15 protein-coding genes are annotated in these 12,770 nt (G+C 71.5%); 6 read left to right on the top strand and 9 right to left on the bottom strand.

Annotation, left to right across the window (positions count from 1 at the left end; translation table 11 throughout):
- Positions 1 to 241 precede the first annotated feature (241 nt).
- Genes ACZ3X1_RS25475 through ACZ3X1_RS25465 form a run of 3 tightly spaced genes read right to left on the bottom strand, consistent with a single transcriptional unit; the run spans position 242 to position 2,898 of the window.
- Positions 242 to 1,399, bottom strand: coding sequence for an acetyl-CoA C-acetyltransferase (locus ACZ3X1_RS25475; protein ID WP_467281085.1), 1,158 nt, complete (start codon positions 1,397 to 1,399; stop codon positions 242 to 244).
- Positions 1,400 to 1,427: 28 nt separating this feature from the next.
- Positions 1,428 to 2,093 carry a TetR/AcrR family transcriptional regulator gene (locus ACZ3X1_RS25470; RefSeq protein WP_467281084.1) on the bottom strand — a complete coding sequence of 222 codons (666 nt, stop codon included), beginning with the start codon at positions 2,091 to 2,093 and terminating at the stop codon, positions 1,428 to 1,430.
- A gap of 22 nt (positions 2,094 to 2,115) precedes the next feature.
- The gene (locus ACZ3X1_RS25465; protein ID WP_467281083.1) at positions 2,116 to 2,898 is read right to left on the bottom strand and encodes an SDR family oxidoreductase; all 783 of its coding nucleotides are present in this window, start codon (positions 2,896 to 2,898) and stop codon (positions 2,116 to 2,118) included.
- Between the two features lie 95 nt (positions 2,899 to 2,993).
- Between ACZ3X1_RS25465 and ACZ3X1_RS25460 the strand changes: the two genes are divergently transcribed.
- On the top strand, positions 2,994 to 4,139 hold the full coding sequence (locus tag ACZ3X1_RS25460; protein ID WP_356812096.1) for an acyl-CoA dehydrogenase family protein: 1,146 nt from the start codon (positions 2,994 to 2,996) through the stop codon (positions 4,137 to 4,139).
- A complete protein-coding gene (locus tag ACZ3X1_RS25455) occupies positions 4,139 to 5,140 on the top strand; it encodes an acyl-CoA dehydrogenase family protein (protein WP_356812095.1) in 1,002 nt (333 codons plus the stop codon). The genes ACZ3X1_RS25460 and ACZ3X1_RS25455 overlap by 1 nt, the downstream gene beginning before the upstream one ends.
- On the opposite strand, the gene ACZ3X1_RS25450 is transcribed toward ACZ3X1_RS25455, so the two are convergent.
- Positions 5,121 to 5,849: a class I SAM-dependent methyltransferase gene (locus ACZ3X1_RS25450; RefSeq protein WP_467281082.1), complete on the bottom strand. Its 729-nt coding sequence runs from the start codon at positions 5,847 to 5,849 to the stop codon at positions 5,121 to 5,123. The genes ACZ3X1_RS25455 and ACZ3X1_RS25450 overlap by 20 nt on opposite strands.
- Positions 5,850 to 5,903: 54 nt before the next feature.
- Here ACZ3X1_RS25450 and ACZ3X1_RS25445 point away from each other — a divergent pair, with 54 nt between their 5' ends.
- On the top strand, positions 5,904 to 6,365 hold the full coding sequence (locus ACZ3X1_RS25445) for a hypothetical protein (RefSeq protein WP_467281081.1): 462 nt from the start codon (positions 5,904 to 5,906) through the stop codon (positions 6,363 to 6,365).
- Between the two features lie 42 nt (positions 6,366 to 6,407).
- Here ACZ3X1_RS25445 and ACZ3X1_RS25440 read toward each other — a convergent pair whose 3' ends face one another.
- The 3 genes from ACZ3X1_RS25440 to ACZ3X1_RS25430 form a co-directional block, all read right to left on the bottom strand.
- Positions 6,408 to 6,959, bottom strand: a complete 552-nt coding sequence (locus ACZ3X1_RS25440) for a hypothetical protein (protein WP_467281080.1) — start codon at positions 6,957 to 6,959, stop codon at positions 6,408 to 6,410.
- Between the two features lie 42 nt (positions 6,960 to 7,001).
- Positions 7,002 to 7,736, bottom strand: a complete 735-nt coding sequence (locus ACZ3X1_RS25435; RefSeq protein ID WP_467281079.1) for a glucose 1-dehydrogenase — start codon at positions 7,734 to 7,736, stop codon at positions 7,002 to 7,004.
- Positions 7,737 to 7,852: 116 nt separating this feature from the next.
- On the bottom strand, positions 7,853 to 8,053 hold the full coding sequence (locus ACZ3X1_RS25430) for a hypothetical protein (protein ID WP_467281078.1): 201 nt from the start codon (positions 8,051 to 8,053) through the stop codon (positions 7,853 to 7,855).
- 179 nt (positions 8,054 to 8,232) lie between these two features.
- Here ACZ3X1_RS25430 and ACZ3X1_RS25425 point away from each other — a divergent pair, with 179 nt between their 5' ends.
- Genes ACZ3X1_RS25425 through ACZ3X1_RS25415 form a run of 3 tightly spaced genes read left to right on the top strand, consistent with a single transcriptional unit; the run spans position 8,233 to position 10,986 of the window.
- Positions 8,233 to 9,636, top strand: coding sequence for a hypothetical protein (locus tag ACZ3X1_RS25425; protein ID WP_467281077.1), 1,404 nt, complete (start codon positions 8,233 to 8,235; stop codon positions 9,634 to 9,636).
- 34 nt (positions 9,637 to 9,670) lie between these two features.
- The gene (locus ACZ3X1_RS25420) at positions 9,671 to 10,399 is read left to right on the top strand and encodes a vWA domain-containing protein (protein WP_467281076.1); all 729 of its coding nucleotides are present in this window, start codon (positions 9,671 to 9,673) and stop codon (positions 10,397 to 10,399) included.
- A 35-nt stretch (positions 10,400 to 10,434) separates the two neighbouring features.
- Complete coding sequence (locus tag ACZ3X1_RS25415) at positions 10,435 to 10,986, top strand: pyridoxamine 5'-phosphate oxidase family protein (protein ID WP_356812085.1); 552 nt, start codon at positions 10,435 to 10,437, stop codon at positions 10,984 to 10,986.
- 337 nt (positions 10,987 to 11,323) lie between these two features.
- Here ACZ3X1_RS25415 and ACZ3X1_RS25410 read toward each other — a convergent pair whose 3' ends face one another.
- Both ACZ3X1_RS25410 and ACZ3X1_RS25405 read right to left on the bottom strand, forming a co-directional pair.
- The gene (locus tag ACZ3X1_RS25410) at positions 11,324 to 11,536 is read right to left on the bottom strand and encodes a DUF397 domain-containing protein (protein WP_467281075.1); all 213 of its coding nucleotides are present in this window, start codon (positions 11,534 to 11,536) and stop codon (positions 11,324 to 11,326) included.
- Positions 11,512 to 12,357: a helix-turn-helix domain-containing protein gene (locus ACZ3X1_RS25405; protein WP_390074996.1), complete on the bottom strand. Its 846-nt coding sequence runs from the start codon at positions 12,355 to 12,357 to the stop codon at positions 11,512 to 11,514. The genes ACZ3X1_RS25410 and ACZ3X1_RS25405 overlap by 25 nt, the downstream gene beginning before the upstream one ends.
- Positions 12,358 to 12,770: the final 413 nt, after the last annotated feature.

Below are 12,770 nucleotides of genomic sequence, written 5' to 3'. Positions count from 1 at the left end.
GGCAAAGGGCCCCATCCGGAGATTCCGGCAAAAAAACAATAAAAGCGCCTGAGGAACATTCCCGTCAGGCGCACATAAAGTTCATGGGTACCACAACTGCAACGGCCACTAAGCTAGCACATCTCGGCCCCGGAGTGCAGACGGGCGGGTGTGACCTCCACCCCCCGCGCTACGGGAATGCCCCGGAACGCGCGGTGTGTCCGGGGCGGGCGGCGCGTCCGCCACCCGCCGCGGACACGGACTACAGGCGTTCGATGATCGTCACGTTGGCCTGGCCGCCGCCCTCGCACATCGTCTGGAGGCCGTAGCGGCCGCCCGTGCGTTCCAGCTCGTGCAGGAGCGTCGTCATCAGCTTGACCCCGGTCGCGCCGAGCGGGTGGCCGAGGGCGATGGCGCCGCCGTTGACGTTGACGCGTTCCGGGTCGGCGCCGGTCTCCTTCAGCCAGGCCAGGACCACCGGGGCGAACGCCTCGTTGATCTCCACCAGGTCGATGTCGGCCAGGGACATGCCGGTCTTCTTCAGGGCGTACGCCGTCGCCGGGACGGGCGCGGACAGCATGCGGATGGGGTCCTCGCCCCGTACCGACAGGTGGTGGATGCGGGCCCGCGGCCGCAGGCCGTGCTCGTGGACGGCGCGCTCGGAGGCGATCAGCAGGGCCGCGGCGCCGTCGGACACCTGGGAGGAGACCGCGGCGGTGATGGTGCCGCCCTCCACGACGGGCTTCAGCGCCGCCATCTTCTCCAGGGTGGTGTCCCGGCGCGGTCCCTCGTCCACGGCCACGTCCCCGTAGGCCACGGTCTCGCGGGCGAAGCGGCCCTCGTCGATCGCGCGTACCGCCCTCTGGTGGGAGCGGAGCGCGAACTCCTCCATCTCGCGGCGCGAGATCCCCCACTTCTGGGCGATCAGCTGGGCGCCGTGGAACTGGTTGACCGGTGCGTCGCCGTACCGGGCGCGCCAGCCGGCGGATCCCGCGTAGGGGCCCTCGGTGAGGCCGAGGGGTTCGGCCGCCTGCCGTGAGGCGAAGGCGATCGGGATCATCGACATGTTCTGGGTACCGCCGGCGACCACGAGGTCCTGGGTGCCGGAGAGCACGCCCTGCGCGGCGAAGTGCACGGCCTGCTGGGAGGAGCCGCACTGGCGGTCGACGGTGACGCCGGGGACCTCTTCGGGCAGGCCGGCGGCGAGCCAGGCCGTGCGTGCGATGTCCCCGGCCTGCGGGCCGACCGTGTCGAGGCAGCCGAAGACCACGTCCTCCACGGCGGCCGGGTCCACACCGGACCGTTCGACGAGTTCCTTGAGGACGTGCGCGCCGAGGTCGGCCGGGTGGACGGCGGACAGGCCGCCTCCGCGCCGCCCCACGGGGGTGCGTACGGCGTCGACTATGTAGGCCTCGGGCATGTCGGGACTCCTCGGACGGTCGGATCTGTCATGTGGGGCGCAGGGCGATCCCGTCCAGGACCATCGACAGGTACTGGCGGGCGATCTCGTCGGGGCTGTGCTGTCCGCCCGGCCGGTACCAGGACGCCGCCACCCACACCGTGTCGCGCACGAAGCGGTAGGTGAGGCGGATGTCGAGGTCGGCCCGGAAGGCCTTGGCGGCGACCCCCCGTTCCAGCGTCCCCAGCCAGGCCTTCTCGAACTTCTGCTGCGAGTCGGACAGGTAGTGGAAGCGGGGCTGGGCGGAGAGGGTGCGGGATTCCTTCTGGTAGATCGCGACGGCGGCGCGGTGCCGGTCGATCTCGCGGAAGGACTCGGTGACGAGGGCCTCGATGGTTTCCCTGGGGCCGAGTCCGGCGGCGAGGACGGCGTCGTAGCCCTCCCACAGCTCGGTCAGGAAGGCGGAGAGGATCTCGTCGAGCATCGATTCCTTGGAATCGAAGTGGTAGTAGAGGCTGCCGGCGAGCATCCCGGCCGCGTCGGCGATCTTGCGGACCGTGGTGGCGTTGTAGCCCTGCGCGGCGAAGACCTCGGCCGCGGTGTCGAGGAGCTCGCGGCGCCGCTCGGGCGAGGACGTCACCTGCGGCTTCTTCTTCGCTGTCGGCTTGGCTTCGCGATGGGCTTCCGGCTCGGTGTCCGGCTTGTTCGTGGGCACGCGCCCATTGTCGGACACCCCCTCACGGGTGCTGACTGCTGACGGACACCGTCTCGCCGGTCATGTACGACGAATAGCCGCTGGCCAGGAAGACGATGACGTTGGCGACCTCCCAGGGCTCGGCGTGCCGGCCGAAGGCCTCGCGGGCGGTGAGTTCGGCCAGGAGTTCCTCGCTGGTGACCTTCACCAGGTGGGGGTGCATGGCCAGGCTCGGCGCCACCGCGTTGACCCGTACGCCGAAGTCCGCGGCCTCCAGGGCCGCGCAGCGGGTGAGCGCCATGACGCCGGCCTTGGCCGCGGCGTAGTGGGCCTGGCCGGTCTGGGCGCGCCAGCCGATGACGGAGGCGTTGTTGACGACGACTCCGCCCGCCCCGGAGGCCGTGAAGGAGCGCAGTGCGGCGCGGGTGCAGCGGAAGGTGCCGTTCAGGGTGACGTCGAGGACGCGGGTCCACTGTTCGTCGGTCATGTCGACGAGGGCGGCGGTGCCGCCGAGTCCGGCGTTGTTGACGACGATGTCGAGACTGCCGTGGGTCTGCTCGGCGAGCGCGAAAAGGGCCCTCACCTGGGCCTCGTCGGTGACGTCGCAGGGCAGGGAGGTGACGCGGTCGGCCCCGAACTCGGCCGTGAGCGCGTCCTCGGTCTCCTTCAGCCGGCGGGCGTGCGCGTCGCCGATGACGATGCGGGCGCCCTCTTCCAGGAAGCGGCGGGCGGTGGCCCCGCCGATCCCGGCGCCCGCGGCGGCGGTGATGACGGCGGTGCGGTCCTGCAGCAGGTGGTGGCCGGCGGTGTACCGGGGCTCGTTCATGCGAACTCCTCGACGCTGCTCATCGCCGTACGTTAACCTACCAAACACTTGTTAGGGAAGTGGCGGCGTACGGCGTTCCAGGAGGCGGGCACCTGATGGACCTGACCCAGACGGCGGAGGTGGAGGCCTTCCGGGCCGCGGCGCGCGCCTGGCTGGCCGACCACGTACCCGCCTCCCCCCTGCCCTCCCTGGAGACGCGGGAGGGCTTCGCCGCGCACCGCGCATGGGAGGCGCGGCTGCACGCGGACCGCTGGTCGGTGGTGTCCTGGCCCGAGGAGTACGGCGGCCGGGGCGTCGACATCGTGCGGTGGCTGGTCTTCGAGGAGGAGTACTGGGCGGCCGGCGCGCCCGGCCGGGTCTCGCAGAACGGCATCAGCCTCCTCGCACCGACGCTCTTCGACCACGCGACGCCCGAGCAGCGGGCGCGCGTGCTGCCGCCGATGGCCGGCGGCGAGGTGGTCTGGGCGCAGGCCTGGTCGGAGCCGGAGTCGGGCTCCGACCTGGCCTCGCTGACGTCGCGGGCGGTCCGCACGGAGGGCGGCTGGCTGCTGTCCGGGCAGAAGACCTGGTCCTCACGGGCGGCCTTCGCGGACCGGGCCTTCGGCATCTTCCGCACCGACCCGGACGCCCCCGCACCGCACCAGGGGCTCACGTACCTGATGTTCGACCTGCGGGCGCCCGGCGTCACGGTGCGGCCCATCGGCCGCCTCGACGGCAAGCCGGCCTTCGCGGAGCTCTTCCTGGACGAGGTCTTCGTGCCCGACGAGGACGTGATCGGGGAGCCGGGGCAGGGCTGGCGGATCGCGATGTCGACCACGGGCAACGAGCGGGGCCTGACCCTGCGCTCCCCCGGCCGGTTCCTGGCGGCGGCGGACCGGCTGACCGCCCTGTGGCGGGAGCGGGGGGATCCGGCCGACACCGCACTGCGCGACCGGGTGGCCGACGCGGTGGTGGGGGCGCGCGCCTACGAGCTGTTCACCTGGGCCGGCGCCTCCCGGTTCGCCGCGGGCGGGGCCCTCGGCGCGGAGTCCAGCCTGAACAAGGTGTTCTGGTCGGAGTACGACATCGCCCTGCACGAGACGGCGCTGGACCTGCTGGGCGCGGACGCCGAACTCGCGGACGGGGAGTGGGCCGAGCCGTGGATCTTCTCGCTGGCCGGACCGATCTACGCGGGGACGAACGAGATCCAGCGCGACATCATCGCCGAGCGGCTGCTCGGCCTCCCGAAGGGCCGCCGCTGATGCGCTTCCTGCCGACCGACGAGCAGTCGGACTTCGCCCGTACGCTGCGCTCCCTGCTGGGCGCGGCGCAGGTCCCGGCGGCCGTACGGGCCTGGGCGGACGGGGACTGCCGGCCCGGGCTGGCACTGCGGTCCCGGCTCGCGGGGACGGGCCTGTTCGCGCTGGCCGCGCCCGAGGCGTACGAGGGGGCCGGCCTGCTCCCGCTGGAGCTGTCGCTGGGGTTCGTGGAGCTGGGCCGGGCGGGGGTGCCGGGGCCGGTGGTGGAGAGCGCCGCCGTATCGGTACTGCTGTCGGAGCTGGGGGACGAGGCGCTCGCCAAGCGGTTCCTGCCTGGCCTGGCCGCGGGCGAGGCGTGGGCCACGCTGACGCTGCCGGGCGGGAGCGGCGGGGGGCCGTACGCCCTGGACGCGGACGCGGCGACGTACTGCTTCACCGTGTCGGGGGCGGCCGAGCTGCGGCCGGCCGCCGCGGGCGCCACCCTGCGGTCGACGGATCCGGCCCGGCGCCTGTCGCGCCTCGCGGCCGCCGGGGGCGAGCCGCTCGCGGCGGGACCGGCGGTGGCGCGGGCGGCCCGGGCGGCCGGGCTCTGGGCGCGGCTGCTGACGGCGGCCCAGTGCCTGGGCGTGGCCGAGGCACTGCTGGAGCGGACGGTCGGATACGTGAAGCAGCGCACGCAGTTCGGGGCGCCGATCGGCTCCTTCCAGGCGGTCAAGCACCGGCTGGCGGACACCCTCGTGGCCCTGGAGTTCGCGCGGCCGCTGGTGTGGGCGGCGGCGCTGTCACTGGCCCCGGGCGAAGTGGCGGCGGCGAAGCTGCGCTGCGGGGAGGCGGCGTACCGCGCGGCCATGACGGCGCTCCAGCTCCACGGCGCGGTCGGCTACACCGAGGAGCTGGACCTGTCGCTGTGGCTGCGCAAGGCACGCCCGCTGCGGGACGCGTGGGGCACGCCGTCGGCGTGCCGGGCAGAGGTCCTGCGGTCGCTCACACCCGGGCGACGTTGAGGCTGACCACGTAACGCTCCTCGACGGTGCCGTCGGGGAAGCGCGGGGCCAGCCGCTCCCGTTCCGCGGCGAAGTACTCGCGGGTGCCGGCCTCGCCCAGCGTCAGGAAGGCGGAGTGGCTGGCGAGGTTGGCGAGGTGCGCGTCCAGCGGAACGCGCCGCGACCAGCGCACGGAGCGGGTGGTGAAACCGCCGAGCCCCTGGGGCAGCGTACGGAAGCCGTTGCCCTCGGCCGCCCCGAAGAACTCCGCCAGGCGGGCCTCCTGCTCGGCGATCCAGGGGACGGTGAGGTCCGCGTCGTTCCACCAGATGGCGAGCGCACCGCCGGGGCGCAGCACGCGGCGGGCCTCGGGGACGGAGCGGGCCGGGTCGGTCCAGTGCCAGGCCTGGGCGTAGGTGAGGAGGTCGAACGCGCCGGTGGCCAGCGGCAGTCGGTTCCCGTCGCCGCGCACGACCGGGATGCCGGGGTGCGCCCGGCGCAGCTGCGCGGCCATCCCGTCCCCGGGTTCCACGGCGACGACCTCGGCTCCGCGCTCGTGCAGCAGGGCGGTGGCGATGCCGGTTCCCGCCCCCACGTCGGCCACGTCTGCCCCGGCGAGCGGGCGCCCGGCGAGCTCCTCTACGGCGTCGAAGAGGGCCGGCGGGTATCCGGGGCGGTGGGCAGCGTAGGAGGCGGCTGCGGCGTCGAAGGAACGGGCGCGTGTCGTCATGCGTCCATTGTTTTCGATCACACGTACAAAGCAACGAGATCGAGGTATCAGGACATGCGCAGGACCATCACCGCCATGACGCTGTGCGCCGGGGCGGCGCTGCTGCTCACCGGCTGCGGGAGCGCGGAGCCGAAGCCGGCCCCCGAGGGCGGCAAGCAGCAGCCTGCCGCCTCGCGGGGCGAGGGCCAGGGCCCCGCGCCGGCCCCGGCGGCCGGTGGTGGCGCGAAGCACGAGGTGACCCTGGAGGTCGGCGGTACGGGCAGGACGGCCGTCATGTACAGCGGCATCGGCAGCGGCTTCGAGCAGCAGACGCTGCCGTGGTCGAAGTCCGGCACCGCCGAACTCACCGCCGCGGAGCAGAAGGTGGGCTACCTGGTGAACGTGGTCCCGGGCACGATCACGGGCGCCGACGGCAAGCTCCAGCAGGCCCCCTGCACGATCAAGGTCGACGGCAAGGTGGTCGCGGAGAGCGACGGCGTCACGAACACGAAGGGCTGCTCCTACAAGATCAAGTAGCCGCCTCGACGGGCCGTCTCGACGGCTCTTCCCGCGTCGCTGTCAGCCCGGGGAGCGGCGCAGGGAGATCCGGAGCAGGAGGGCGGCCTGGATCAGGAGGAGCGCGCCGGTGCCGGCCGCCTGCCACAGCGGCCGGTCCGGGCGGCCGCCCGGGGACCACGCGGGGCCGCCGGGGTCCACCGTGACCGTCAGCCGTGCGCCGACCGCGAGGTCCATCGTCACCGGGCCGGGCAGGTCGCGGCCCGCCTCGGTGCGCAGGCGCAGCGACGGGGACGTGGCCGAGCCGCCCTCCGCCATCGTCCGCTGCGCGACCACCGCCACCTCCTCCCGGCCGCGGTCGTGGAGGACGTGCCGGTCCCAGGTGATCCCGCCGAGGACCGCCACCCCGACCGCGGTGAGCGCCACGGCGGTGCGGGCGACGAATTCGGCGTCCGTGCCGTGCGGTACGGCCGCGCCGGCGACGAAGACGGCCAGCAGGACCGGGACCCAGGGGCCCTCCGGACCGCGCAGCAGCCAGATCGCACCGAACTCCACTGCCAGGAGCAGGCAGTTGCGCAGGACCGCTCCGGGCAGTCTCCGTATCCGATCAGCCATGGCCACATCATGCCGGGGCGGGGCTGTGTGGTGTCCTGCGGGTCAGGCCGTCGTCATCCCACCGTCGACCGTGAACTCGGCGCCCGTGACGTACGAGGACGCGTCCGAGCAGAGGAAGAGGACGAGTTCGGCGACCTCCTCCGGCCTCCCGATCCGCCCCAGGGGCAGGTGCGACCAGTCCCGGTCCTCGACCGCACCGGCCACCATCGGGGTGTCGATGGCCCCCGGGTGCACCGAGTTCACCCGGATCCGGTCCCCGGCGAGGTCCAGCGCCGCGGACCGGGTCAGCCCGCGCAGCCCGAACTTGGTGGAGCCGTAGGCCGCGTGGCCCGGTACCCCGACCAGTCCGGCGGTGGAGGAGACGTTGACGACGGAGCCTCCCCCGCCCGCCCGCAGCACCGGGGCCACGGCCTGGATGCCGAGGAAGGGCCCCAGCAGGTTGACCCGCAGGAGGGCCTCGAAGTCGTCGAGCCGCTGCTCCTCCACATGGGCCGTGCGCCACAGGGCGGCGTTGTTGACCAGCGCCGACACCGTGCCGAAGGCGCGGACCGCCTGGGCGACCACCGTCGCCCAGCTCGCCGGGTCGGCCACGTCGTGGCGGACGTACAACCCCTGGCCGCCCAGCTCGGCTGCGACGTCCCGGCCCTCGTCCTCCCGTATGTCGGTGACCACGACCCGCGCCCCGGCCCCGGCGAAGAGCCGGGCCCCGGCGGCGCCCTGGCCGCGCCCGGCGCCGGTGACGATGACGACCTTCCCGTCGAGCCCGGTGCGCGCCATGGAAGCCCTCCCCTGTATGACTACCAGTCATATCTCTAGCAGTCGTATCCCTCGGGTGGAAGGGCGCCACGGGCTGCCGTGAGCGTCGGGCGCGGGCAGCGTCGGAGCGGGGCGGGTCAGTCGATCGGCTCGCCGTCGTACGTGCCGTCGACGCAGATCCACGAATCCCTGGTGGATTCGTACTCCACAGTCCCCTTGCCTCGCATGCACGTGTCGCCGTCTATGGCGGGCACGGCGGCAGCCTGCGCCGCAGGAGCCAGGGCTCCGAACACGGTCAGGATCACGGTGGCGATGATCTCTGGAAGTCGTGTACGCATCAGAATCTCCGATACAGGGACGAGCGACACGGTCACCTCCAGCCTCGCCCCGCACGGGTCCGGGTGAGCACCTCGCTACTCCATTCGGGTGACGGCTGTGCCCCCTGCGTTGCACGGGAGGCACTCCTGGGAAACGTGCCCCAGCGGCGTTCGGCCGAATGCGGGCGCAGGCTGGCGCCATGGAGAACAAACCCAATGTGGTCGTAAGACCACCGGATGATGTCGGCCTGCGGAAGGTCGTGGTGGACGGCAAGCCCGCAGGCCAGGTGTGGAGCCCCCGCGAACTGCAGAAGGTCCTGCGTCGCGCCGGCGTGACCTCCGAGTACGACATCGAATGGCGCGGCGGAGACGGCACTGTCTGGCCGGCTCAGAATTGGGGTCGCCGGATCACCGGCGCCGTCATGGCCGTCGGTTTCCTGGCCACCGCCGCAATATGCACCTGGATAGGCTTTAAAGACTCGTTCGATGCCCTGACCTTCGCAGGCCGGGTGACGGGATTCTTCTTCCTCTTCATGGCCATCGTGGAACTGATCGCCTTCGTGGCGGTTTTCGACTATTGGCGCAAGCAGAGGACGAGGCACTCGGGTCCGGCTCTGCTGTTCGGCGCACTGGTCGAGTTCTTCGTCGGAGCGGTGCTGCTCCTGATGTACGCGGCCAACAGGGAAACGCCGTCGGACCCCCAGTGCCTGGCGCTCTACATAGGACTCGTGCTCTGTTCCTCGTGGAGTCTGTGGGTGCTCTGCCGCCGCCGGGTCTGGAAGGTGCTGCGCAACCCCGGCCGCATCGCCATCGGGGCGATCGTTTCCACTCTTCTCGTCGTCACCAACCTGGCGTACACCCAGGTCTACCTTCCCTCCGTATCGCGCCCCCTGGTACAGGGTGTGTCCGAGATCGGCCTGCCGAGCCTGAACCGGGACGGGACGAAAATGTTCGTGCGGGTCCGTATGCGCCTCAAGAACTCCGGCGAGGTTCCGGTTCACATCCTCGGCAGCATCTATTGGATCCATGTCAAGCTCGCGAGTGACCCGAAGGACAAGTTCAAACTGATCAAACCCGGCGAGCTGATCAAACCGCCCGGGCGGGAGCTGAACCCCGAGGAAGAAATCATGGAGGACGTGGTCGTCGAAATAAAGAATCCCCTGAAGCTCAACTACGAGGCGGTCACGGCCCAGATATCGGCCTACGCGTTCAGGCAGGACAGAATGACCATGGACGCCGATTACGGCAGGTCCGGGAAGTGGCGGGGAAAGCTGAAGAAGGAGGGAAAGGACGACGAGCCCCCAGGGCCCGAGCCGACCAACAAGGACTACTTCCGATACCAGTCGAAAATATCCCAGAGCAGCGAGCTCCTGAACATGACTCGCGGCCGGGAGCGTGTGACCGTTTGGTGGTTGTACCGCAGCAGGCCGGTCGTCTACGTGGATGTCGCAAGCCCGGACAAGAAGAAGGTCTTCAATCTGAACACGCCCACCGAACAGAGGCGGGCTGCGGATCGGTACGGTCTGGCATTCGTACGCGGCTCCATGGCCCAGACGCCGTACCCGCAACTCCTCAGGGAGGCCCAGGTACGACGCCCGAAGTGACCGGGGCCCGCGGCCTTCGACATACCCTCGCCCCATGACGAGCAGCGCCATCAGCCTCCGCAAGGTCGAGGAGTCGGCTCCGGCCCTCGTGAACCTCTACAAGAGCGCCGGGATATCCCTGCGCAAGCACGGCATGGAGGGCGGACGCGCCGCCGTCTACCTGGTCCTGGACCACTCCGGATCGATGCGCCCCTACTACCGGGACGGCAGCGTGCAGGCCCTCGCGGACCGGGTGCTCGGCCTGTCCGCGCACCTCGACGACGACGCCCGCGTGCCGGTGGTCTTCTTCTCCACCGAGGTCGACGCGGTGGAGGAGATCTCCCTGGCCGGGCACGAGGGGCGGGTCACCGAGATCGCCTCCCGCCTGGGCCACATGGGCAAGACCGCCTACCACGCGGCGATGGACGCGGTCATCGACCACTACCTGGACTCGGGCTCGACGACCCCCGCCCTGGTCGTCTTCCAGACCGACGGCGGCCCGATCAACAAGCTCGCGGCCGAGAAGTACTTGTGCAAGGCGGCCCGCCTGCCGCTCTTCTGGCAGTTCGTGGGCTTCGGCAACACCCGCAGCACGCAGTTCGACTTCCTGCGCCGGCTGGACGAGCTGCCGGTCCCGGCGAAACGGCCCGTGGACAACGCGGGCTACTTCCACGCGGGCCTCGACCCGCGCACCGTACCCGACGGCGAACTGTACGACCGCCTCGTCGGGGAGTTCCCCGCCTGGCTGGCGGCGGCACGCGGTGCGGGCATCGTGCGCGCCTGAGCCCGGCCCGCCTGTGCCCGCGCTTTTATGGACGTATGACGCACACCAGTTGGGCAGTCTTCGAGAAGGCGGAACCCGATTTCGCGGCGACCGTCCAGGCCCGCTTCGCGCAGTACCCCCACCACGTCCTGGCCACCCTCCGCAAGGACGGCTCCCCCCGGGTGGCCGGGCTGAACGTCGACATCCGGGGCGGGGAGCTGTGGCTCGGCATGATGGCCGGCTCGATGAAGGCCAAGGACCTCCAGCGCGACCCGCGCTTCGCCCTGCACACCAATCCGGGCGAGGGCGAGACCATGCCGGACGGCGACGTACGGATCTCCGGGCGTGCGGTGGAGCTCGTGGACCCGCCCGAACTCCACCGCTACGCGGAGGAGACGGAGACCCCGCACCCCTTCCACCTCTTCTACGCCGACCTGACCGAGGTCGTCCACATCGGCATCGAGGGCGACGACCTGGTGGTGCGGTCGTGGGCACCGGACCACGGCCTGCGCACCCAGCGCCGGGGCAACGACGACGAACCGCCGCGCGAGGACCCGGCGCCGGAGGACGAGCCCGGAGGCGGCGGGGTCCCCGCCGCGGGCGAGTAGGGCCGGGCGAGTAGGGCCGAAGAAGCGGCCGAAGCCGGTTGCGTTGGCTTCGGCCGCCCTCACCGTCCGGCGGCGCAGCCACCAGGCGCGGGCGCCGGCCGGGCCGCTGAACATGAGCGGGGTGAACCGGCCCCGGTTGACGCGGTCGATGGGAGGCGCCCACCAGGTCACCATGAGGCCGAGCAGCCCGGTCACGGCGACGGCGATCAGGCCGCCGGCCCCGAGCTTGACCAGCGGCCGGCGACCACGGGTGCTCTGCTTCTACCGACAGCCCTCCCGGAGCGACGCCCCTTCAGCGGCACCGACTGGGACGCCGGCCTGAGGCCGTCAACGAGGACTAGGTCGCGGTCTTCTCAAACTTCACGCCCAGGATGAACGAGGACCACACGCCGGCCGGGAACACCAGGACCGGGCCGATGCCGGCCTGCTTGCTGTCGCGGACGGGGACCAGGCCGGGGAGGAGATCATCGGACACCTCTACGCAGCTGCCGCCGTCCCCGTTGCTGTACGAGGACTTGCGCCAGGTCAGACCGTCCGCGTCTGCGCGCATGTCGCGTACTCCTCCGCCACCGACTCGACCAGGCTCAGGGACACCTCCGGCGACAGCGCAGCAGCCCTGGCAAGATCGTACGACTTCCAGTGGCGCTGAACCAGGGCCGGATAGTCGAGCAACTGGCCCGCGTAAGGGCCCTCGGTGTACGCCACGTCCGGCGCTTCGGCAAACTGCATGAGGGTCATCATCGAGCCCACTGCCCCGTGAGCCCCGGCAGCGAACGGCACGACCTGCACCATGATCCGGTGTGCACGGGCGTAGGAAGCAATGTGCCGTAGCTGAGCTGCCATCACTGCAGGGCCCCCGACTGCCGTCCGCAGGACCGTCTCGTGGAGGACCACCCACATCTCAGGGGCCTCGGGATCGCCGAGGAGTCGCGCCCGTTCAGTGCGTGCCGCAACCAGGGCATCAACACGCTCGGCGAGTGCGGTGGGGCTCGTGGCCCGGATCACCGCTCGGGCGTAGGCCTCGGTCTGGAGCAACCCGGGAACCAGAGTGGGAGCGTACTCGTAGATCGCCGTCGCCAGCCCCTCCAACTCGGCCGCGTCGGCGAAGTACTCGCTGTGCTTGGACTTGAACGCCCTGGCCAGACGGAAGAAGTAGTCTCCCGTGTTGAGCTCCCTGTCGATGAGCTTGGCGATCTCCGGGCGCAGTCGACGGCGCCCGCTCTCCATCATCCCCACGTACGCCCCCGTGGCGAAGATCCGCTCGCCCAGCCCCTCCTGGGTCAACCCCGCCGCCTCGCGCTTCCCCCGCAGTTCCTCACGGGCGAACTCCTCCGGCGTCTGCGCCCCACCCTCGTCATTCGGCCTGGCCATGAGCCAACTCCCCGCTTCCGCAGTGCCCTCGCTCCGCGACAAGCGTAGTCCCGGCCGCACCGGCGGTTCAGCGGAACGCATTGATACGACTACACAACGCCACGACGCCCGCCACCCCTGGTCGGGGACGTGGCGGGCGCCGTGTCGGGTGTTCCGTACGCCGTTGTACGGACCGTATGAGGGGTCCCGCCCTTCGCGGAGCGGGGGTGCTTCCCGGCGGCCCGGCCTCCCCACCGCCGGTCGGAGGCCGGCGCAGCCGGGCGAAGCCCGGGAGGCCGCCTGCGGCCGAGCGGTGCGAGCACGGCGTCAAGAAGGAGTCGTGGCGGGCGCCGTGTCGGGTGTTCCGTACGCCGTTGTACGGACCGTATGAGGGGTCCCGCCCTTCGCGGAGCGGGGGTGCTTCCCGGCGGCCC

It is taken from the genome of Streptomyces sp. NPDC023541 (assembly GCF_055559995.1).
This window is presented reverse-complemented; position numbering and strand designations above follow the sequence as displayed.

What these genes read in the sequence shown, in the direction of transcription:
- ACZ3X1_RS25475 (WP_467281085.1), bottom strand. Translation starts at nt 1,399, where the DNA reads ATGCCCGAGGCCTACATAGTCGACGCCGTACGCACCCCCGTGGGGCGG.
- ACZ3X1_RS25465 (WP_467281083.1), bottom strand. Translation starts at nt 2,898, where the DNA reads ATGAACGAGCCCCGGTACACCGCCGGCCACCACCTGCTGCAGGACCGC.
- ACZ3X1_RS25460 (WP_356812096.1), top strand. Translation starts at nt 2,994, where the DNA reads ATGGACCTGACCCAGACGGCGGAGGTGGAGGCCTTCCGGGCCGCGGCG.
- ACZ3X1_RS25455 (WP_356812095.1), top strand. Translation starts at nt 4,139, where the DNA reads ATGCGCTTCCTGCCGACCGACGAGCAGTCGGACTTCGCCCGTACGCTG.
- ACZ3X1_RS25450 (WP_467281082.1), bottom strand. Translation starts at nt 5,849, where the DNA reads ATGACGACACGCGCCCGTTCCTTCGACGCCGCAGCCGCCTCCTACGCT.
- ACZ3X1_RS25445 (WP_467281081.1), top strand. Translation starts at nt 5,904, where the DNA reads ATGCGCAGGACCATCACCGCCATGACGCTGTGCGCCGGGGCGGCGCTG.
- ACZ3X1_RS25440 (WP_467281080.1), bottom strand. Translation starts at nt 6,959, where the DNA reads ATGGCTGATCGGATACGGAGACTGCCCGGAGCGGTCCTGCGCAACTGC.
- ACZ3X1_RS25435 (WP_467281079.1), bottom strand. Translation starts at nt 7,736, where the DNA reads ATGGCGCGCACCGGGCTCGACGGGAAGGTCGTCATCGTCACCGGCGCC.
- ACZ3X1_RS25430 (WP_467281078.1), bottom strand. Translation starts at nt 8,053, where the DNA reads ATGCGTACACGACTTCCAGAGATCATCGCCACCGTGATCCTGACCGTG.
- ACZ3X1_RS25425 (WP_467281077.1), top strand. Translation starts at nt 8,233, where the DNA reads ATGGAGAACAAACCCAATGTGGTCGTAAGACCACCGGATGATGTCGGC.
- ACZ3X1_RS25420 (WP_467281076.1), top strand. Translation starts at nt 9,671, where the DNA reads ATGACGAGCAGCGCCATCAGCCTCCGCAAGGTCGAGGAGTCGGCTCCG.
- ACZ3X1_RS25415 (WP_356812085.1), top strand. Translation starts at nt 10,435, where the DNA reads ATGACGCACACCAGTTGGGCAGTCTTCGAGAAGGCGGAACCCGATTTC.
- ACZ3X1_RS25410 (WP_467281075.1), bottom strand. Translation starts at nt 11,536, where the DNA reads ATGCGCGCAGACGCGGACGGTCTGACCTGGCGCAAGTCCTCGTACAGC.
- ACZ3X1_RS25405 (WP_390074996.1), bottom strand. Translation starts at nt 12,357, where the DNA reads ATGGCCAGGCCGAATGACGAGGGTGGGGCGCAGACGCCGGAGGAGTTC.